The organism is Metapseudomonas cellulosilytica (assembly GCF_049334135.1).
Classification (GTDB): domain Bacteria; phylum Pseudomonadota; class Gammaproteobacteria; order Pseudomonadales; family Pseudomonadaceae; genus Metapseudomonas.
Genome location: NZ_JBHZGN010000010.1, coordinates 83,704 through 103,588, shown reverse-complemented (window position 1 = coordinate 103,588; position 19,885 = coordinate 83,704). Strand labels below are relative to the sequence as shown.

Annotated in this window: 15 protein-coding genes; 8 read left to right on the top strand and 7 right to left on the bottom strand. The window is 66.0% G+C overall.

Annotation, left to right across the window (positions count from 1 at the left end; translation table 11 throughout):
- Window positions 1–321: 321 nt before the first annotated feature.
- The 7 genes from ACFW0H_RS14605 (at window position 322) to ACFW0H_RS14575 (ending at window position 11,713) form a co-directional block, all read left to right on the top strand.
- A complete protein-coding gene (locus ACFW0H_RS14605) occupies window positions 322–2,535 on the top strand; it encodes a TonB-dependent receptor (protein WP_422914598.1) in 2,214 nt (737 codons plus the stop codon).
- Between the two features lie 148 nt (window positions 2,536–2,683).
- Entirely contained in the window at window positions 2,684–3,787 is a 1,104-nt protein-coding gene (locus ACFW0H_RS14600; RefSeq protein ID WP_422914597.1) for an alpha-hydroxy acid oxidase, read from the top strand.
- A gap of 331 nt (window positions 3,788–4,118) precedes the next feature.
- Entirely contained in the window at window positions 4,119–6,326 is a 2,208-nt protein-coding gene (locus ACFW0H_RS14595) for a TonB-dependent receptor (protein ID WP_422914596.1), read from the top strand.
- A gap of 183 nt (window positions 6,327–6,509) precedes the next feature.
- Entirely contained in the window at window positions 6,510–9,071 is a 2,562-nt protein-coding gene (locus tag ACFW0H_RS14590) for a PepSY domain-containing protein (RefSeq protein WP_422914717.1), read from the top strand.
- A 304-nt stretch (window positions 9,072–9,375) separates the two neighbouring features.
- Complete coding sequence (locus tag ACFW0H_RS14585) at window positions 9,376–10,122, top strand: 5-oxoprolinase subunit PxpA (RefSeq protein ID WP_422914595.1); 747 nt, start codon at window positions 9,376–9,378, stop codon at window positions 10,120–10,122.
- A complete protein-coding gene (pxpB, locus tag ACFW0H_RS14580; RefSeq protein WP_422914594.1) occupies window positions 10,119–10,796 on the top strand; it encodes a 5-oxoprolinase subunit PxpB in 678 nt (225 codons plus the stop codon). The genes ACFW0H_RS14585 and pxpB overlap by 4 nt, the downstream gene beginning before the upstream one ends.
- On the top strand, window positions 10,793–11,713 hold the full coding sequence (locus tag ACFW0H_RS14575; RefSeq protein WP_422914593.1) for a 5-oxoprolinase subunit C family protein: 921 nt from the start codon (window positions 10,793–10,795) through the stop codon (window positions 11,711–11,713). The genes pxpB and ACFW0H_RS14575 overlap by 4 nt, the downstream gene beginning before the upstream one ends.
- Window positions 11,714–11,863: 150 nt before the next feature.
- Here ACFW0H_RS14575 and ACFW0H_RS14570 read toward each other — a convergent pair whose 3' ends face one another.
- The gene (locus tag ACFW0H_RS14570) at window positions 11,864–12,337 is read right to left on the bottom strand and encodes an Lrp/AsnC family transcriptional regulator (RefSeq protein ID WP_422914716.1); all 474 of its coding nucleotides are present in this window, start codon (window positions 12,335–12,337) and stop codon (window positions 11,864–11,866) included.
- Window positions 12,338–12,479: 142 nt separating this feature from the next.
- Between ACFW0H_RS14570 and ACFW0H_RS14565 the strand changes: the two genes are divergently transcribed.
- On the top strand, window positions 12,480–13,097 hold the full coding sequence (locus ACFW0H_RS14565) for a LysE family translocator (protein WP_422914592.1): 618 nt from the start codon (window positions 12,480–12,482) through the stop codon (window positions 13,095–13,097).
- A gap of 110 nt (window positions 13,098–13,207) precedes the next feature.
- Here ACFW0H_RS14565 and ACFW0H_RS14560 read toward each other — a convergent pair whose 3' ends face one another.
- The 6 genes from ACFW0H_RS14560 to ACFW0H_RS14535 form a co-directional block, all read right to left on the bottom strand.
- Complete coding sequence (locus ACFW0H_RS14560; RefSeq protein WP_422914591.1) at window positions 13,208–14,179, bottom strand: peptide ABC transporter ATP-binding protein; 972 nt, start codon at window positions 14,177–14,179, stop codon at window positions 13,208–13,210.
- Window positions 14,176–15,150, bottom strand: a complete 975-nt coding sequence (locus ACFW0H_RS14555) for an ABC transporter ATP-binding protein (RefSeq protein ID WP_422914590.1) — start codon at window positions 15,148–15,150, stop codon at window positions 14,176–14,178. The genes ACFW0H_RS14560 and ACFW0H_RS14555 overlap by 4 nt, the downstream gene beginning before the upstream one ends.
- Before the next feature lie 108 nt (window positions 15,151–15,258).
- Window positions 15,259–16,155, bottom strand: a complete 897-nt coding sequence (locus ACFW0H_RS14550; protein WP_422914715.1) for an ABC transporter permease subunit — start codon at window positions 16,153–16,155, stop codon at window positions 15,259–15,261.
- A 21-nt stretch (window positions 16,156–16,176) separates the two neighbouring features.
- Complete coding sequence (locus tag ACFW0H_RS14545) at window positions 16,177–17,187, bottom strand: ABC transporter permease subunit (protein ID WP_422914589.1); 1,011 nt, start codon at window positions 17,185–17,187, stop codon at window positions 16,177–16,179.
- A 200-nt stretch (window positions 17,188–17,387) separates the two neighbouring features.
- Window positions 17,388–18,962, bottom strand: a complete 1,575-nt coding sequence (locus tag ACFW0H_RS14540) for an ABC transporter substrate-binding protein (RefSeq protein ID WP_422914714.1) — start codon at window positions 18,960–18,962, stop codon at window positions 17,388–17,390.
- A 289-nt stretch (window positions 18,963–19,251) separates the two neighbouring features.
- Window positions 19,252–19,815: a helix-turn-helix domain-containing protein gene (locus tag ACFW0H_RS14535; protein ID WP_422914588.1), complete on the bottom strand. Its 564-nt coding sequence runs from the start codon at window positions 19,813–19,815 to the stop codon at window positions 19,252–19,254.
- Between the last annotated feature and the right edge of the window lie 70 nt (window positions 19,816–19,885).

Genomic DNA, 19,885 nt, shown 5'->3' with positions numbered 1-19,885 from the left:
CCTGGACTCCGTAGGTTGGTGCCGAGCGCAGCGAGGCCCAACACCCTGCACATCGCTGGGCTTCGCAGGCTCAGCCTTGTAGGGTGGGCTTTAGCCCACGCTGACCTCCGATGGTGGGCTGAAGCCCACCCTACGGGCCTCTGCGCCACATCCCAACACTTAACGCAGACATAACGAATGAATTCGCCCCCACAGATACGGCGTCTTGCTTGTAGGGATTTTCCGCTCTCCCCAAGGGCATTTCCGAACCTGCGTCGGCTGTCTTTTGTTGATAATCATTCCTAAATAGAGTCGCTCCCCATTCAACTGGGGAGCACTCTCATGGAACAACAAGCCGCACCACTCAGACTTTCGCAGCGCAACCTCCTGGTCGCCGCCATTGGCACCGCCCTGGCCGGTCTCGGCAGCCATGCCATGGCCGATGCACCGGGCAAGGCCCTGGAACTGGACAATGTGAAGGTCGACGGAAAGCGCGAGAAGGCCTACAAGGTCGAGCGCTCGTCTTCGGTCAAGTACGCGGTACCGCTGCTGGACACCCCGCAGACCATCACCGTGGTGCCCCAGGAGGTGATCCAGGACCAGAAGGCCCTGAGCCTGCGCGAGGTGCTGTCCAATGTCTCCGGCATCACCTTCAACGCCGGGGAAGGCGGCGGTGGTTCGGGTGACAGCATCAACATCCGCGGCTTTTCGGCCAACTCCAACATGCAGATCGACGGCCTGCGCGACAGCGCGCAGAACAACCGCACCGACACCTTCAACATCGAGCAGGTGGAGGTGATCAAGGGCCCCAACTCGGTATTCGGCGGCATGGGCACCACCGGCGGTACGGTCAACCAGATCACCAAGCAACCGCTGGGTGAAACCTTCACCCGCATCGGCGCGGGCCTGGGCACCGACAGCTACCACCGCCTGACCCTGGACACCAACCAGACGCTGGATGAGGTGGGCAACGGCAGCGCCTTCCGCCTGAACCTGATGGCTCACGAGAACGACGTGCCCGACCGCAAGCAGATCGAGCGCCAGCGCTGGGGCCTGGCACCATCCCTGGCTCTGGGCCTGAGCGATGACACGCGCCTGACCCTGAGCTATTTCCACCAGACCGACGACAACCTGCCCGACTATGGCGTGCCCATCATCAATGGCAAGCGGGTGGCGGGCGTCAGCCGCGACGCTTACTTCGGCTTTCGCAACCTGGACAAGGAAGAGATCAGCCAGAACGCCTTCACCCTCAAGCTGGAGCATCAGTTCAACGACGACCTGTCGCTGCAGAGCCTCACCCGCTACAGCCAGATCCACCGCGACACGGTGATCTCCGCCGCCCATATCAATATCGACAAGCTGCCGCCGGGCAAGTACCTGCCGGCGGGCCCGCAAGCCTATGGGCGCGACGTCACCAGCAAGATGTGGATCAGCCAGACCAGCCTCACGGCGGACTTCGACACGCTGGGGTTCGGCCATACCTTCGTCGGCGGTCTGGAGCTGTCCCGCGAGACCTATGACCGCGACGTCTATTCCTACGGCCTCAAGTTTCCCGATGGCGGTTTCGACCTGGCCAGCCCGCCCGGCTACTGGAGTGGGCCGACCGATAAAGGACTCTCCTCGCTGGTCGAGACGCGCCTGATCGACCGGGCGCTCTATGCCTTCGACACCATTGCCCTGGACGAGATGTGGGACCTGAGCCTGGGCCTGCGCTACGACTGGGTGGACGGCGATGCCGAGAACCGCAGCCTGGCCAAGGGCGCCTGGACCACCAAGGGCTACAGCTCCAGCGACGAGCGCCTGAGTAGCCGTGCCGGGCTGGTGTTCAAGCCCACCGACTTCGGCCGCCTCTACGTGGCCTGGGGCAACTCCTTCAACCCCTCGGCGGAAAATCTCGCCACCATGGGCTCGGGCCTCAGCGAGGCGACCCAGAAGCTCGGCCCGGAGAAGAACGAGACCTGGGAGCTGGGTACCAAGTGGGAACTGCTGGATAGTCGCCTGGAGCTGGATGCCGCCATCTTCCAGGTGGAGAAGAAGAATGCGCGGGTCTCCATGGTCGACGGCTCGACGGCGCTGGCGGGTGATCGCCGGGTGCAGGGTTTCGAACTCGCGGCGACCGGCAAGCTCACCGAGCGGTGGAACCTGTTCGCCAACTTCACCTTCCTCGACAGTGAAGTCCGCAAGGACGCCAACACGCCGAAGGGAATCGCAAGCGTAGGGCAGGCGCTGGCCAACACGCCGCCACGCTCCTTCAACCTGTGGACCACCTACGACCTGCCGGGCAATGTCCGGGTCGGCTATGGCACGCGCTACGTCAGCGAGCGCAATCTCACCTCGTCCGATGACCGGATCAAGCTGGACGAGTACTGGCTGCACAACGCCATGCTGGGCTACAAGGCCAGCGAGACCCTGGACCTGCAGCTGAACCTCAACAACCTGTTCGACAAGGACTACGTGGAGCGCGTGCGCACTACCCTGGGCGATGCGGCACGTTCCTCGGCTATCGAGTACGGTGATGCCCGCTCGGCCGTGCTGTCGGCCACGCTGTCGTTCTGAGGCTTGCCACCCGCCGCGCCACCCGGCGCGGCACTTCGCCCAGTTCCCTCGCGCTTTCCCGCCCCAGTAAGATGAGCGCCACGTTTATTGGCGAACCCTTGTCAGCCGGCTCTTTCGGCGGGCGCCGCCACTGAGGGCAACCCGCGCCATGACACCGCTTCCCAAGCTCCAGCAGATTCCCGCTGAAATCGTCGCCGTTGCCGACTACGAGCCCTTCGCCCGTGAGCGCATGGCGCCCGGGGCCTGGGCCTACCTGGCCGGTGGCGCGGCGGACGAGCTGACCCTGGCCGACAACCTGGCGGCCTTCCAGCGTGTGCGCCTGCTCAACCGGGTGCTGGACGACCTGGGTGGAGGTCATACACGCCTGCAGCTCTGCGGGCTCGACCTGGACTACCCCATCCTGCTGGCGCCGGTGGCCTTCCAGAAGCTGGCGCACCCCGAGGGTGAGCTGGCCACCGTGCTGGGCGCCTCGGCCATGGGCGCGGCCATGGTGGTCAGCACCCAGGCCAGCGTCAGCCTGGAAGCCATCGCCGAGGCCGCGCATACGCCGCTCTGGTTCCAGCTCTATATCCAGCCTGACCGCGAGTTCACCCGCGAGCTGGTGCGGCGCGCCGAAGCGGCGGGCTACCGGGCGCTGCTGGTCACGGTGGATGCGCCGGTGAACGGCGTGCGCAACCGCGAACAGCGTGCCGGCTTCACCCTTCCCGAAGGCGTCGAGGCGGTGAATCTCAAGGGCATGCGCAACTTGCCGCCCAGCATCGCCCAACCGGGCGCCAGCCCGCTGTTCGGCAGTCCGTTGCTGGCCCATGCGCCGACCTGGAAAGACCTGGAGTGGCTGCAATCCCTTACCCGGCTGCCGGTGCTGGTGAAAGGCGTGATGAGCGCCTGCGACGCCGCGAGGGCGGTGGAGCAGGGCGTGGCGGGGATAGTGGTTTCCAACCATGGTGGCCGCACCCTGGACACATTGCCCGCCACGCTGGATGTGCTGCCTGCCCTGGCGCAGGCCGTCGCCGGGCGGGTGCCGCTGGTGCTGGATGGCGGTGTCCGCCGTGGCACCGATGTGCTCAAGGCCCTGGCCCTGGGTGCCAGCGCCGTGATGATCGGCCGCCCCTATGTCCATGGCCTGGCCACGGCAGGCGCTTCGGGAGTGGCCCATGTGCTGCACATGCTGCGCTCGGAGCTGGAGGTGGCCATGGCGCTGACCGGCTGCCCGACCCTGGCCGATATCGACGCCTCGCTGCTCTGGCGCTAGGTGACCGAGTGCCCCCCGGCACAGGCGGCGAATTGGTTATCCGGATCATCAGTGGGCCTTCTTTGCCAGCCTGTGTGCCGGGCCTGAAAAATGACCCTTTGGTCACGCTTCGCCGTGGGCGAATCACGATTCTTCGAATGGCTGAAAATACCCTGCGGCTTCCCGTTGCTTGTAGGGAAAATCCGGTCTTTTTCGCAGAAAATCTCCGGTTTTAAGCATTTCCTGGAAAAATCCGACAAATGTAAAGATTTTGTAAAGATGATGTGCAAAACTTTACTGATAAACATTCGCAAATAGAATCGCGCCCCATCTTCATTGGGGAGTGATTCTTATGAGCAAAAAGAACAACCTGCCACAACGTGCCCTGCTGGCCTCCGCCGTCGGCCTGGCCATGGCGTCGTCCTCCGGCCTGGCTCTGGCCGCCGAAGAGGGCAAGGCCCTGGAACTCGGCACCGTCAACGTCGATGGCAAGTCGAGCGAGAAGACCTACAAGGTCGAGCAATCCTCCTCTGTGAAGTACACCGCGCCGCTGCTGGACACCCCGCAGACCATCACCGTGGTACCCAAGGAAGTCATTCAGGAGCAGCAAGCCCTGAGCCTGCGCCAGGTGCTGTCCAACGTCTCCGGCATCACCTTCAACGCCGGCGAGGGCGGCGGCGGCTCCGGCGACAGCATCAACATCCGCGGCTTCTCCGCGAACAACAACATCCAGATCGACGGCCTGCGCGACAGCGCCCAGACCAGCCGTACCGACACCTTCAATATCGAGCAGGTCGAGGTCATCAAGGGCCCGAACTCGGTGTTCGGCGGCGCCGGCACCACCGGTGGCAGCATCAACATCATCAGCAAGCAGCCCATGGATCGCGCCTTCACCCGCCTTGGCGCGGGCCTCGGCACCGACAACTACCACCGCCTGACCCTGGACACCAACCAGCCGCTGGAAGACGTGGGCAGCAACAGTTCGTTCCGCCTGAACCTGATGGCCCACGAGAACGATGTGCCCGGCCGCGACGAGATCGATCGCGAGCGCTGGGGCGTCGCGCCGTCCCTGCGCCTGGGCTTCAACGAAGACACCCGCCTGACCCTGAGCACCTTCCACCAGACCGACGACAACCTGCCCGACTACGGCGTGCCCGCCCTGAACGGCAAGAAGCTCGGTGGCGTCAGCCGCGAGGACTACTTCGGCTGGGACAACCTGGACAAGGACGAGATCGAGCAGAACGCCTTCACCGCGAACCTCGAGCACGATTTCAATGAGAACCTGCGTCTGCAGAACCTGACGCGCTACAGCCGCATCGACCGCGACACCATCGTCTCCGCGTCCCACGTCAACCTGCAGGGCGTGCCGCCCGGGCGCTACCGTCCCGCCGGCCCGCAGGCCTCCGGCCGTGACACCACCACCACCATGTGGATCAACCAGACCAACCTGCGCGCCAGCTTCGACACCCTCGGTCTCGGCCACGAACTGGTGACCGGCGCGGAAATCTCCCGCGAGGACTTCGACCTCAAGAGCTACAACCATGGCCTGGGCAACGCCGTGTTCCCGGCCAATGGCTTCGACCTGAGCAATCCGCCCGGCCACTGGGTCGGTCCGGTCAACAAGACCACCAGCAGCTACACCGAAAACCAGCTGGACGACAAGGCGCTGTACGTCTTCGACACCATCGCCCTGCACGAACAGTGGGACCTCAACGTTGGTCTGCGCTACGACTGGTTCAAGGGGCATAGCGACACCTTCTCGGCGACCCACGCCCAGACCGGCAGCTTCACCTCCAAGGACGAGAAGCTCAGCAGCCGCGCCGGCCTGGTCTACAAACCGGTGGAGAACGGCCGCTTCTATGTGGCCTGGGGCAACTCCTTCAACCCCACAGCCGAAGGCATCGCCTCCAACGGTGGTGGCCTGACCGCGGCGACCGAGAACCTCGATCCGGAAAAGAACGAGTCCTGGGAACTGGGCACCAAGTGGGAACTGCTGGCTGGCCGCCTGGAGGTGGACGGTGCGCTGTTCCGCGTGGAGAAGACCAACGCGCGTGAAACCATGCTCGACGGCTCGACCCAACTGGCCGGCAAGCAGCGCGTGGAAGGTGTGGAGCTGGGCCTGACCGGCCATATCACCGAGCAGTGGGATGTGTTCGCCAACTACACCTTCCAGTCCAGCGAGACCCTGAAGGCCGCCGACACCGCCGCCGGTATCGCCCGCGAAGGCCAGGCGCTGGGCAATACCCCGCCGCGTTCCTTCAACCTGTGGACCACCTACGAGCTGCCGGAAGGCTGGACCCTGGGCTACGGCGCCCGCTACGTCAGCGAGCGCAACGTCAGCTCCAGCACCACCGCCAAGCTGGACGCCTACTGGGTGCATAACGCCATGGTCGGCTACCGGGTCAACGAGGACCTGGATCTGCAACTGAACGTGAACAACCTGTTCGACAAGGACTACGTGGAGCGTGTTCGCCAGCAAAACGGCACCGACGCGCGTTCCTCGGCCATCGAATACGGCGACGCCCGTTCGGCGATCCTGACCGCCACCTACGCGTTCTGACGGACGAGCGGCGGGCCCCGCCTGATGCGGGGCCCGCCTTGCTGTAAATAAAAGGTAAAAGCGTCGTTTTCTGGTTTAATGCATCCCGTTCTCAAATAGAATTGCCTCCCGGTTCGGCATGGGGCCGACCGCGAACGAGCGATTCGACGCACCGCCAGGTGCGTATCCGAGGGATATCACGTGTTGAAGAAGACCCTGTTCCAGCTGCACTGGCTGTTCGGTATCAGTGCCGGTCTGGTTCTGGCCCTGATGGGGATCACCGGCGCGGCCTACAGCTTCCAGGAGGAGATCCTCCGCCTGCTCAATCCCGAGACCCTCACCGTGCAGGTGCGGGAGGCTGGCGTACTGCCGCCGGCCGAACTGGTGAGCCGGATCGAGGCGGTGGAAGGCAAGAGGGTGTCCGATCTCCGGGTGGAAACCACCAGCGGCCATGCCGCCCGTGTCTTCTTCGCGCCGCCGCCCGGCGAACGCCGTGGCCCCATGCGCTATTTCGACCCCTACACCGGCGAGCTGCTGGGCGAGCCCACCGGTCAGCAGTTCTTCGGCCTGATGCTGCAACTGCACCGCTACCTCGCCATGGGCGAGTTCGGCAAGCAGATCACCGCCGCCTGTACCCTGATCCTGGTTTTCTTCTGCCTCTCCGGCCTCTACCTGCGCTGGCCGCGCAAGGCCGCCAGCTGGCGCGCCTGGCTGACCCTCGACTGGTCGCGCAAGGGCCGCAGCTTCAACTGGGACCTGCACGCCGTGGCCGGTACCTGGTGCCTGCTGTTCTATCTCATGGCCGCTCTCACCGGCCTGTTCTGGTCCTACGACTGGTACCGCGAAGGCCTCAACCGCTTGCTCGCCGACGCGCCCGCCGGCCAGCAGCACGGCAAGCCCGGCGAACGCCGTGGCGAAGGCCGCGGCCGTCCCGGCATGCAGGCACCGTCCGGCCCGCCGCCGGTGGTGGACTATGACGCCCTGTGGACGAGCATTGGCGAGACCGCCGGCCCCACCATGAGCGCCTACAACCTGCGCCTGCCGCCGGTGGGCGGCCAGCCGGCCACCGTCTTCTACCTGCTGGAAGACGCCGCCCACCCGCGCGCCCTGAACCAGATCACCCTCGATCCGGCCAGCGGCAAGGTGATGCGCAGCGACCGCTACACCGAGAAGAGCTTCAAGGCCCAGTTGCTCACCAGCATCTACGCCCTGCACGTGGGCGAGTACTTCGGCCTGCCGGGGCGCATCCTGATGATGCTGGCCAGCCTGGCCATGCCGCTGTTCTTCATCACCGGCTGGTTGCTCTACCTCGATCGCAAGCGCAAGAAGCGCGCGGTGAAGGCCGCCCGTGGCGGGCTGGCCGAGAGCGGCGGCAAGGATTCCTGGCTGATCGGCTTTGCCAGCCAGAGCGGTTTCGCCGAGCAACTGGCCTGGCAGAGCGCCGGCCAGCTCCAGGCCGCCGGGCTGCCGGTACGGGTCGAGCCGCTGGCGACGCTGGACAGCGGTACCCTGGCCCAGGCCCGCAACGCACTCTTCGTGGTCAGCACCTTCGGTGACGGCGAAGCCCCGGACAACGCCCGTGGCTTCGAGCGCAAGGTACTCGGCCAGGCCTCCCAGCTCGCCGGCCTGCGCTTCGCCGTGCTGGCCCTGGGCGATCGCCAGTACGAGCAGTTCTGCGGTTTCGGCCGGCGCCTCCAGGCCTGGTTGAAAGGGCAGGGTGCCAGCCAACTGTTCGACCCGGTGGAAGTGGACAATGGCGACGGCGGCGCCCTGCAGCACTGGCAGCAGCAACTCGCCCAGGTATCCGGCAGCGCCGCGCTGACGCCCTGGAGCGGCCCGGCGTTCGAAAGCTGGACCCTGGAAGGCCGCGAACACCTCAACCCGGGCAGCCAGGGTGAATCCACCTGGCTCCTGCGCCTGCGTGCCCCCGTGGGCAGCCAATTGCTCTGGCAAGCCGGCGACCTGGTGGAAATCCTGCCGCGCCAGGCCGAGCCGGTCATCCAGGCCTGGCTTGACCAGCATGGCCTGGACGGCGACGCCCCGGTGGAGCTGGACGGCGTGCGCCAGCCGCTGCGCCAGGCCCTGGGCGGACGTCTGCTGCCCAATTCCTTCGAGCATCTGGTCGGGCTGCAGCCGCAGGCCCTGGTCCAGGCGCTGATCGGCCTCGCGGTGCGCCAGTACTCCATCGCGTCGCTTGCCAGCGACGGTGTGCTGGAATTGATCGTGCGCCAGGAGCAGCATGCCGATGGCAGCCTGGGTATCGCCTCGGGCTGGCTCACCCATTACCTGCCGGAAGGCGCCGTGGTGCCCCTGCGCCTGCGCCGCAACAGCCGCTTCCACCTGATCGACGAAGAGCGCCCGCTGATCTTCATCGGCAACGGCACCGGCCTCGCCGGCCTGCGCAGCTTGCTCAAGGCGGCCCTCGCCGCCGGCCGCAAGCGCAACTGGCTGCTGTTCGGCGAGCGTAACGAGGCCCACGACTTCTACTGCCGCGCGGAACTGCAAGGCTGGCTGGCCGGGGGCGATCTGCAGCGCCTGGATCTCGCCTTCTCCCGTGACCAGGCCGAGAAAATCTATGTGCAGGACCGCCTGCGCGAAGCCGCCGATGAATTGCGCGCCTGGCTGGCCGAGGGCGCGGTGATCTATGTCTGCGGCAGCCTGCAGGGCATGGCCGAAGGCGTCGACCGCACGCTGCGCGACCTCCTGGGTGACGAAGCCCTGCAACAGCTGAGCGATGAAGGCCGCTACCGCCGCGACGTGTACTGACGGCGCCCCGCACCGCACCGAGTGATCCCTGCTCCTGGGGAATGATCGCCCCGCCATGTGCGGGGCGTTTTTTATCGGCACGGATGTTTCCCTCTCCCTTCAGGGAGAGAGCTGGGGAGAGGGTATTGCCTTCGCGAACGAATTCACTCGCGGGTGGATATCGCTCTTTACATCCACCAACGGCGCCCGATCGAACCTCCAACGGTGGACCGGTAAAGCGTGGTCCACCCTACGGGCCGCTGCGCGGCCATCGCGAGTGAATTCGCTCCTACAATAGCGGCGGCTTTTAGCCATAATCCCCTTCATGAACAGACGAATCCTGCTGAACTGCGACATGGGCGAAAGCTTCGGCGCCTGGCGTATGGGCGACGACGAACACGCCATGCCGCTGGTGGACCAGGCGAACCTCGCCTGCGGTTTCCACGCCGCCGACCCCCTGACCATGCAGCGCACCGTCGAACTGGCGCTGCGTCACGATGTGCGCATCGGCGCCCATCCGGCCTATCCGGACCTCGCCGGTTTCGGCCGCCGTCATATGGCCTGTGCACCGGAAGAGGTGCGCGCCCTGGTGCTCTACCAGATCGGCGCGCTGGAGGCCTTCTGCCGTGCCGCCGGCACCCAGGTGGCCTACGTGAAGCCCCACGGTGCCCTGTACAACGACCTGGTGCGTGACGACGCCTTGCTCGCCGCGGTGCTCGATGCCTGTGCCAGTTACCGCAAGGGCCTGCCGCTGATGGTGCTGGCGCTGGCGGACAACAGTCGCGAACTGGAACTGGCCGACGCCGCCGATGTGCCGCTGATGTTCGAGGCCTTCGCCGACCGCGCCTACCTCTCCGACGGCCAGCTGGCGCCCCGGCGTATGGCCGGCGCCGTGCACCACGATCCGGAGCGCATCCTCGACCAGGCCCTGGCCATCGCAGCCGGCGAGCCCTTCCCTGATATCGACGGCAAGCCGCTGCGCCTCACCGCCGACAGCCTCTGCGTGCATGGCGATAACCCCGAGTCCCTGGCGGTGCTGCGCCGACTGCGAGGCAAGCTGGACGCCCTATGATCCGCCTCGAGCCCGCCGGCGCCGAATCCCTGCTGCTGGTGCTGGCCGACGAGCCGGACGCCCGGTTGTCGCTGCGCATCGCCGCACTTGCCGAAACCCTGCGCCAGCACTTCGGGCACCAGTTGCTGGACCTGGTGCCGGGCTGGACCACGCTGTTGTTGCACTATGACCTGACCCGCACCGACCACCAGTCCCTGGCCCGGGACATCGAGCCTTTGCTGGAAGCCTGGCTGGCGGAACCGGTACCGATGGACGCTGGTCGGCTGCACGAGATCCCTGTCTGGTACTGCGGCGAGGACCTGGCCTGGGTTGCGCAATCCTGCGGTCTATCAGTGGCCGAGGTGGTGGATGTCCACAGCAGCGCCGAGTACCGCGTCGGCGCCATCGGTTTCTCGCCCGGCTTCGCCTACCTCGGCGGCCTGGACCCGCGCCTGGCACTGCCGCGCCGGAGCAGCCCGCGCCTGCGGGTACCGGCTGGCAGCCTGGCCATCGCCGAGCGGCAGACAGCCATTTATCCACAGGCCTCGCCGGGCGGCTGGCACCTGCTCGGGATCTGTCCCTGGACCTTGTTCGATGCCCGGCGCGAGCCGCCTTGTCCGCTGGCGCTGGGTGACCGGGTGCGCTTCTTCGCCATAGACGAAGCCCGTTACCGCGCCGAAGGGGGCGAGGCATGAACAGCCTGCGGGTGATCAAGCCCGGCCCCCTGAGCCTGCTGCAGGATGCCGGCCGTTTCGGTTGGCAGCACCTGGGCGTCTCGCCGGCCGGCCCGATGGACCCGTTGGCGGCGGCCTGGGCCAATCGGCTGCTGGGCAATCCCCGTGGCAGCGCCGTGCTGGAAATCGCCCTGGGCGGTGTGGAACTGGAGGCCGAAGGCCACCTCTGGGTAGCGCTGACCGGCGCCGACATGCCGTTGAACGTGGATGGCGAGCCACGGCGAGGCTGGTCGCGTTTTCGCCTGGAGGCCGGCCAGCGCCTGCAGATCGGTTTTGCCCGCAGCGGCCAGCGTGCTTACCTGGCGCTGGTGGATGGCATTCGCGCCGAGCCGGTGCTGGGCAGCGTTGCCTGCCAGCTACGCGAGGGCCTTGGTGGGCTGGCGGGTGATGGCGCGCGCCTGGGCGAAGGCGACCTGTTGTCGGGCGGGGCCGGAGACTTCCCCCGCGGCGCCGGCGTGCCCTGGCCCTGGCAACCGGATTACACGGCGGCGCAGCTGCTGCGCGTGATCATCGGTGGCGACGCCGCCAGTTTCGACGAGCAGCAGGCCCGCGCCTTTTTCGAGTGGCCCTGGCTGCTCAGTCCGCAGTCCGACCGTATGGGGGCCCGCCTGCAGGGCGAGCCCTTGCTCGCGCCGCAGCGCCAATGGTCCCAGGGCGTGGTCAGCGGTGCCATCCAGGTGCCGCCGGATGGCCAGCCCATCATCCTGATGGCCGACCGCCAGACCATGGGCGGCTACCCCATCCTCGGCTGGGTCCACGCCCTGGACCTGGGGCGCCTGGCGCAGTGCCCGGCGAACCAGGTGCTGCGCTTCACGGTCATGAGCCTGGAGGATTCCCAGGCTGAGCTGCGGGCGTTCTATCGGTTCTTTGGGCGGTAGGATTTCACCCACTCTGCAGGGCTGTTTTGGGGTGTAGGGGCGAATTCATTCGCCAAGGGCCGCGTAGCGGCCCCGATTGGCAATGGAGGGCAGCCCTTCGGACTGCTTGGCGAATGAATTCGCCCCTACAGAAGAGCGGTTCGCCCCTGTTTATTTCGGTAGATGATTCAACGGCAACGGCGCCGGCGCCTTCACCGTCTGGATGGCGAAGTTGCTGCGGATGTCGCTGACACCGGGCAGCTTGAGCAGGGTGCTGGTGAGGAAGTGCTCGTACCCGCGCAGGTCCGGCACCACCACTTGCAGCAGAAAGTCCGATTCGCCTGAAACCAGATGCACCGAGATGACTTCTGGCAGGCTGATCACCGCCTCGCGAAAGGCATCGGCCTGTTCCTGGTGGTGGCGCTCCACCTTGATCCCGACGAACACCGTCAGCCCCAGGCCCACTTCGTCGCGATCGAGGCTGGCGTGGTAGCCGCGAATCACCCCGGCTTCTTCCAGCAGCCGGACCCGGCGCAGGCAGGGGGATGCGGACAGGCCGATTTCCTCGGCCAATTGCACGTTGGACAGGCGACCGTCGCGCTGCAGTGCGGCGAGAATCCGGTGGTCCAGGGCGTCCAGTTTCAGTTTTGGCATAAGTGGCCTGTTTGACTCGATCGGGTTGGCAGAAAGTGCCAGGAATCATGGCTGCTTCAGCCAAATACGCAAGCACCTGCCCCGGCCTTCGGACCTAGAATCTTGGCTCCAACGGCTGTTCTGGAGCGAAAAGATGACCGGCTTCCTGATTGCCCTGGCGGTGGTCTACCTGCTGCCAGGGCCCGACATGATCCTCCTGTTGCAAACCGGTGCCCGCCAGGGCCGCGCCATGGCCCTGGCCACCGCGCTGGGGCTGGCCCTGGCGCGTAGCGGCCACGTGGCGTTGGCCGGCCTGGGCCTGGCGGTGCTGTTCAGGACCGCCCCCTGGACCTTCGACCTGGTGCGCCTGGCCGGCGCCGCCTACCTGCTCTGGCTGGGATTGAAGCTGTTCCAGGCGGAGAACGCTGCATGGGTGGTGGAGGGCGAGCGGCAGCCGTCGCGGGCCTATTGGCAAGCCCTGCGCCGGGGGCTGCTGACCAATCTGCTGAACCCCAAGGCGCTGGTGTTCTGCTCCGTGCTGCTGCCGCAGTTCGTCAACCCGGAGGCCGGGCCGCTGGGGTTGCAGTTCGCGCTGCTCGGCGCGGTATTGGTGGCGGTGGGGCTGGTGTTCGATACGGCCTACGCCCTGGCGGGCGAGGGCATCGGCCATTGGCTGGGCAAGCGGCCGCTGGTGCAGCGGCTGCAGCAGTGGCTGTTCGGCGGGGTATTGGTGGGGTTCGGGGTGAGGTTGGCGGTGTTGCGGGATCTTTGACGCACAGCCCGCTTCCTTGTAGGGGCGAATTCATTCGCCAAGGGCCGCAAAGCGGCCCCCTTCAAACTAAGCGGGCAGGCCGTTGGCCTGCTTGGCGAATGAATTCGCCCCTACATGTTGATGGTCTCCGCATGGTGGCAGGCCACCTGGCGGGCATCGAGCAGGCGCAGCTCCGGAACTTCCACCTTGCAGCGCTCGGTGGCGTAGGGGCAGCGCTTGTGGAAGGCGCAGCCGGGCGGCGGGTCGAGCGGGTTGGGCAGTTCACCGGCGATCTTGATCTTCGGCTTGCTCGGGTCCGGGTGGATGGCCGGCGTGGCCGAGAGCAGGGCCTTGGTGTACGGGTGCAGCGGGCGGTTGTAGATCAGCTCGCTGGGGCCCATTTCCACCGGGCGGCCGAGGTACATCACCAGCACGTCATTGGAGACGTGGCGCACCACCGCGAGGTTGTGGGAGATGAACACGTAGCCGGTGTTGTAGCGCTCCTGCAGGTCCATGAAGAGGTTGAGCACCTGGGCCTGGATCGACACGTCCAGGGCCGAGGTGGGCTCGTCCGCCACCAGCACCTTGGGATTGAGCATCATGGCGCGGGCCAGGGCGATGCGCTGGCGCTGGCCGCCGGAGAACATGTGCGGGTAGCGCTGGTAATGCTCGGGGCGCAGGCCCACCTGCTGCATCATCGCCTGCACTTGCTCGCGGCGTTCGGCGCGGGACAGGCCGGTGTTGATCAGCAGCGGCTCGGCCAACTGGTCGCCCACCTTCTGCCGCGGATTGAGTGAGGCGTAGGGGTTCTGGAAGACCATCTGCACATCGCGGCGCAGCTGCTTGCGCTCTGCCTTGCTGGCGCCCGCCACTTCGTGGCCGGCGATCTGCAGCGAGCCGGACGAGGGTTCTTCGATCAGCGTCAGGGCACGCGCCAGGGTGGACTTGCCGCAACCGGATTCGCCGACCACGGCCAGGGTGCGACCGGCTTCCAGCTCGAAGGACACGCCATTGAGGGCGCGCACCAGGGCGTTTGGCTTGAACAGGCCCCGGGAGACTTCGTAATGGCGATGCAGGTCGCGGGCGGTCAATACGGCACTCATCGCGCCACCTCGATCAGGTTAAGGGGGTAGAAGCAGCGCACGGCGCCATGGGCGTGCGGGTCCAGCGTCGGGCGCTGGGCCACGCAGTTGGACTGGCCGTAGGGGCAGCGCGGCGACAGCAGGCAGCCGTGGGGCCGGTCGTAGCGGCCGGGAACGATGCCCGGCAGGGTGGACAGGCGATGGGCGCCCAGGCTGTGCTCGGGAATCGCCTTGAGCAGGGCTTCGGTATAGGGATGGGTGGGAGCGTCGAACAGGCGCGGCACTTCACCTATCTCCACCGCCTGGCCGGCATACATCACGCAGACGCGGTCGGCGGTTTCGGCCACCACGGCCAGGTCATGGGTGATCAGCACCAGGGCCATGCCCTGGTCGCGCTGCAGGTCCAGCAGCAGGTCCATGATCTGCGCCTGGATGGTCACGTCCAGGGCGGTGGTGGGTTCGTCGGCGATCAGCAGCTTGGGCTCGGCGGCAATGGCCATGGCGATGGCCACGCGCTGGCTCATGCCCCCGGAGAGCTGGTGCGGGTAGGCGTCGAGGCGGCTGGCGGCGCCGGGGATCTCCACCCGTTCCAGCAGTTCCAGGGCGCGTTGGCGTGCGGCCTTGCCCTTCAGGCCGAGGTGCTGGTGCAGCACTTCCTCGATCTGAAAGCCCACGGTGTAGCTCGGGTTGAGGGCAGTCATCGGGTCCTGGAAGACCATGGCCAGGTCCTTGCCGACGATGTGGCGACGCTGCCTGCCCTTGAGCTTGAGCATGTCGTGGCCGTCGAAGCGCAGGCTGTCGGCGGTGACCCGGCCGGGGGCGTCGATCAGGCCCATCAGCGCCATCATGGTCACCGACTTGCCGGAGCCGGACTCGCCGACGATGGCCAGCACTTCGCCCTTGTCCACCGAGATGTCGAGGCCGTCCACCACCGGGACGGCGTTGGCGTCGCCGAAGCGCACGCTGAGGTTCTTGATTTCCAGGAGGCTCATACGGCGGCCTCCAGGCTGAAGCGGAGGCGGCCGCAGGATGGGTGGAGCGGAGCGATACCCATCGACATGGTCGGCCAATGATGGTTGGTGCGGTTCATGGCGGGCTCCTCAGACTGCATTCTTGAGTTTCGGGTCCAGCGCGTCGCGCAGGCCGTCGCCCATCAGGTTGATCGCCAGCACGCTGAGCAGGATGGTCAGGCCAGGCAGCGAGACCACCCACCAGGCGCGTTCGATGTAGTCGCGCGCGGAGGCCAGCATGGTGCCCCACTCGGGAGTGGGCGGCTGCACGCCGAGGCCGAGGAAGCCCAGGGCGGCGGCATCGAGGATGGCCGAGGAGAAGCTCAGGGTGGCCTGGACGATCAAGGGCGCCATGCAGTTGGGCAGCACGGTGACGAACATCAGGCGCAGCAGGCCGGCGCCGGCCAGGCGCGAGGCGGTGACGTAGTCGCGGTTCTGCTCGCCCATCACCGAGGCGCGGGTCAGACGCACGTAGGAGGGCAGGGAGACGATGGCGATGGCGATCACGGTGTTGATCAGGCCTGGGCCGAGGATGGCGACGATGGCCACTGCCAGCAGCAGCGAGGGCAGGGCCAGCATGATGTCCATCAGGCGCATGATCGACGGGCCCAGGAGGCGCGGGAAGAAACCCGCCACCAGACCGAGGAGGATGCCGGGGATCAGCGACATCACCACCGACGACAGGCCGATCAGCAGGGACAGGCGGGCGCCGTGGATCAGGCGCGACAGCACATCGCGGCCCAGTTCGTCGGTGCCGAGCAGGAACTGCGCGTGGCCGCCTTCCAGCCAGGCCGGCGGGCTCAGCAGGAAGTCGCGGAACTGCTCGCTGGGGTCGTGGGGGGCGACCCAGGGGGCGAACAGGGCGCAGAACACGATCAGGATCATGAAGACAAGGCCGCCGACGGCGCCCTTGTTGTGGGAGAAGGCCTTCCAGAACTCCTTGAGGGGAGAGGGGTAGAGGATGCTCGGGTCGACCTGGGGTTGCATGGCGTTCACGTTCAGGTCTCCTTAACGCTGGTGGCGGATGCGCGGGTTGACCAGGCCGTAGAGGATGTCCACGACGAAGTTCACCAGGATCACGAGGCAGGCGATCAGCAGGATGCCGTTCTGCACCACCGGGTAGTCACGGGCGCCGATGGCTTCGATCAGCCATTTGCCGATGCCCGGCCAGGAGAAGATGGTTTCGGTCAGCACCGCGCCGGCGAGCAGGGTGCCCACCTGCAGGCCGAACACGGTGAGCACCGGGATCAGCGCGTTGCGCAGGCCGTGGACGAAGACCACGCGGGCCGGCGACAGGCCCTTGGCGCGGGCGGTGCGGACATAGTCCTCGCGCAGCACTTCGAGCATGGCCGAGCGGGTCATGCGGGCGATCACCGCCAGCGGGATGGTGCCCAGCACGATGGCCGGCAGGATCAGGTGTCGCAGCGCATCGACGAAGGCGCCTTCCTCGTCGCTGAGCAGGGTATCGATGAGCATGAAGCCGGTTTTCGGCTCGATGTCGTAGAGCAGGTCGATGCGCCCGGATACCGGCGTCCAGCCCAGGCCCACGGAGAAGAACATGATCAGCAGCAGGCCCCACCAGAAGATCGGCATGGAGTAGCCGGCCAGCGAGATGCCCATTACCCCGTGGTCGAACAGCGAGCCGCGCTTGAGTGCGGCGATCACCCCGGCCAGCACGCCGAGGGTGCCGGCGAAGATCAGCGCGGCGAGTGCCAATTCAAGGGTGGCGGGGAAGAGGGTGAGGAATTCGTGCCAGACGCCCTCGCGGGTACGCAGCGATTCTCCCAGGTCGCCCTGCGCCAGCTTGCCGATGTAATCCAGGTACTGTTCTGGCAGCGGTTTGTTGAGGCCGAGGCGTTCCATGGCCTGGGCATGCATTTCCGGGTCGACCCGGCGCTCACCCATCATCACTTCCACCGGATCGCCGGGGATCAGGCGAATCAGGGCGAAGGTGAGCAGGGTGACGCCGAAGAAGGTGGGGATCAGAAGCCCCAGTCGGCGTGCGATGAAACTCAGCATTTGGGCGAATCACTCCTCATCTTTTGATGCCGGCCAGCAAGACTGGCCGTTCCCAGCAGTTTAGGTCGCGTGGGCAAAGGCGCCGGCCCGAAGGTGTCGGGCGCGGCGCTGGGCGTTTGTTGTGGCAGGTGAGAAAAGCCTCGTCCGGTCTGGTGCCGTCCTGAGGCATGCAGGGAGGCCGGTTGCCCGGCCACCTTGGCTCAGCGCTGGCTGGAGACGCCGTAGAAGGAGTTGAGGCCGAACGGGCTGATCTTGTAGTCCTGCACGTTCTTGCGCATCGGCTGGTAGACGGTGGAGTGGGCGATCGGGGTGATCGGCACGGCGTCTTTCAGGAGGTGCTGGGCCTCTTTGTACAGCTCGGTGCGCTTGGCCTGGTCCGGGGTGGCCTTGGCCTGCTTGATCAGCTTGTCGTAGCCGGCGTCGCACCACTTGGAGAAGTTGTTGCCGTTGATCGCGTCGCAGCCGTAGAGGGTGCCCAGCCAGTTGTCCGGGTCACCATTGTCGCCGCTCCAGCCGATCAGCATGGCGTCGTGTTCGCCGCCCTTGGAACGCTTGATGTACTCGCCCCATTCGTAGCTGACGATCTTCGCCTTGATGCCCACCTTGGCCCAGTCGGCCTGCAGCATCTCGGCCATCAGCTTGGCGTTGGGGTTGTAGGGGCGCTGCACCGGCATGGCCCAGAGGGTGATCTCGGTGCCTTCGGCAACGCCGGCGGCTTTCAGCAGTTCCTTGGCTTTTTCCGGGTTGTAGGGGGCGTCCTTGATGGTCTCGTCGTAGGACCACTGGGTCGGCGGCATGCCGTTGACCGCCAGCTGGCCGGCGCCCTGGTAGACGGCGTCGATGATCGCTTTCTTGTTCACCGCCATGTCCAGCGCCTGGCGCACTTCGAGCTTGTCGAAGGGCTTGTGGGTGACGTTGTAGGCGATGTAGCCGAGGTTGAAGCCCGGCTGCGACGGCATGTTCAGGTTCGGGTCCTTCTTCAGGACGTCCAGGTCGGCCGGGCGCGGGAAGAGGGTGACCTGGCATTCGCCGGCCTTGAGCTTCTGCATGCGTACCGAGGCATCGGTGTTGATGGAGAAGATCAGGTTGTCGATCTTCACGTCCTCGGGCATCCAGTAGTCCTTGTTGCCGGCGAAGCGGATCTGCGAGTCCTTCTGGTAGCGCTTGAAGACGAAGGGGCCGGTGCCGATGGGTTTCTGGTTGATGTCGGCGGCCTTGCCGGCCTTGAGCAGCTGGTCGGCGTATTCGGCGGACTGGATCGAGGCGAAGCTCATGGCCAGGTTCTGGATGAAGGCGGCGTCGACGCTGTTGAGGGTGAACTTGACGGTCTGGTCGTCGACCTTCTCCACCTTGGCGATGTTGGCGTCCATGCCCATGTCGGTGAAGTAGGGGAATTCGGTGGGGTACGCCTTGCGGAACGGGTGGTCCTTGTCGAGCATGCGCTGGAAGGTGAAGAGCACGTCGTCAGCGTTGAATTCGCGGGTCGGCTTGAAGTAGTCGGTGGTGTGGAACTTCACGCCCTGGCGCAGGTGGAAGGTGTAGCTGAGGCCGTCGGGGGAAATGTCCCACTTCTCGGCCAGGCCCGGGATCACCGCGGTGCCGCCGCGTTCGAACTGGGTCAGGCGGTTGAAGATGGTTTCCGCGGTGGCGTCGAAATCGGTGCCGGTGGTGTATTGGCCCGGGTCGAAGCCGGCGGGGCTGCCCTCGGAGCAGAACACCAGGTTGCTGGCGGCGTGGGAGAGGCCGGAGCCGAGCAGCAGGCCGGCGGCGATCATGGTCTTGAGCTTGGTTTTCTGACGCATGCGAACCTCGTTGTTGTTGTTCTGAGGGCGGCGTACCAGGTGCTCGAAGCTTGTTTTCCCTTACACCTGATCTCGCGGCTTCGTGAGCCGCAAGTTGCCCGTCGATCGCAAGTCCGGGGCCGAATGCCGGCGCTCCCGGGCGGGCGAAGGCGGCAGGGGATAAGGGGATACTTGCACCACTGCCGGCCGAGGCCGAACTTAAGTGATGCTGAAATTAAGGTCAACTTAAATTCAGTGGTGCTTACTTGCGGAAACCGGCCGGTCAGGTTGTGGGGTGGTCGTCGAACAGGCCCATGGTGGTGACGGTCAGCACCTCGGCCACCTCGTCGCCGGTATTGGCGAGGAAATGCGCCTTGGCGGCGTCGAAATGCACCGAATCCCCCGGGCCCAGGGGGTAGTTGCGGCCTTCGATGGTGTAGACGATCTGCCCGGACAGCACGTAGGCGAATTCGGCGCCTTCGTGGGAAATGAGCTCGGACTGGTAGCCCACCGGCATGCTCATCTTCACTGCGTTGATCAGGTTGCCGGGGAAGTTGCTGGACAGGCGCTCGTAGGCCAGCGGCTGGCCGCCGATGGTGTAGCGCACGCGCTGGCCCTGGTGGGAATCGGGCTGCGGCTGGGTGGGCTGGTCGAACAGGGCGTTGAGGGGAATCCCCAAGGACTTGGCGATATTGGCCAGGGACGAGATGGACACGCCGGTGAGGTTGCGTTCCGCCTGGGACAGGAAGCTGGCCGTGAGACCCGATTCGGCGGCTACCTGGTTCAGGGTCTTGTTGGCGGCGCGGCGATAGCGGCGCAACCGTTCGCCGATCTGTTCTACGGTCATTGGTGTGGCTCTTGTTCTGAAGGGCGCCAGTATAACGGGCGACGCATCTTAGAAAAGGCTTGTCGCCTTA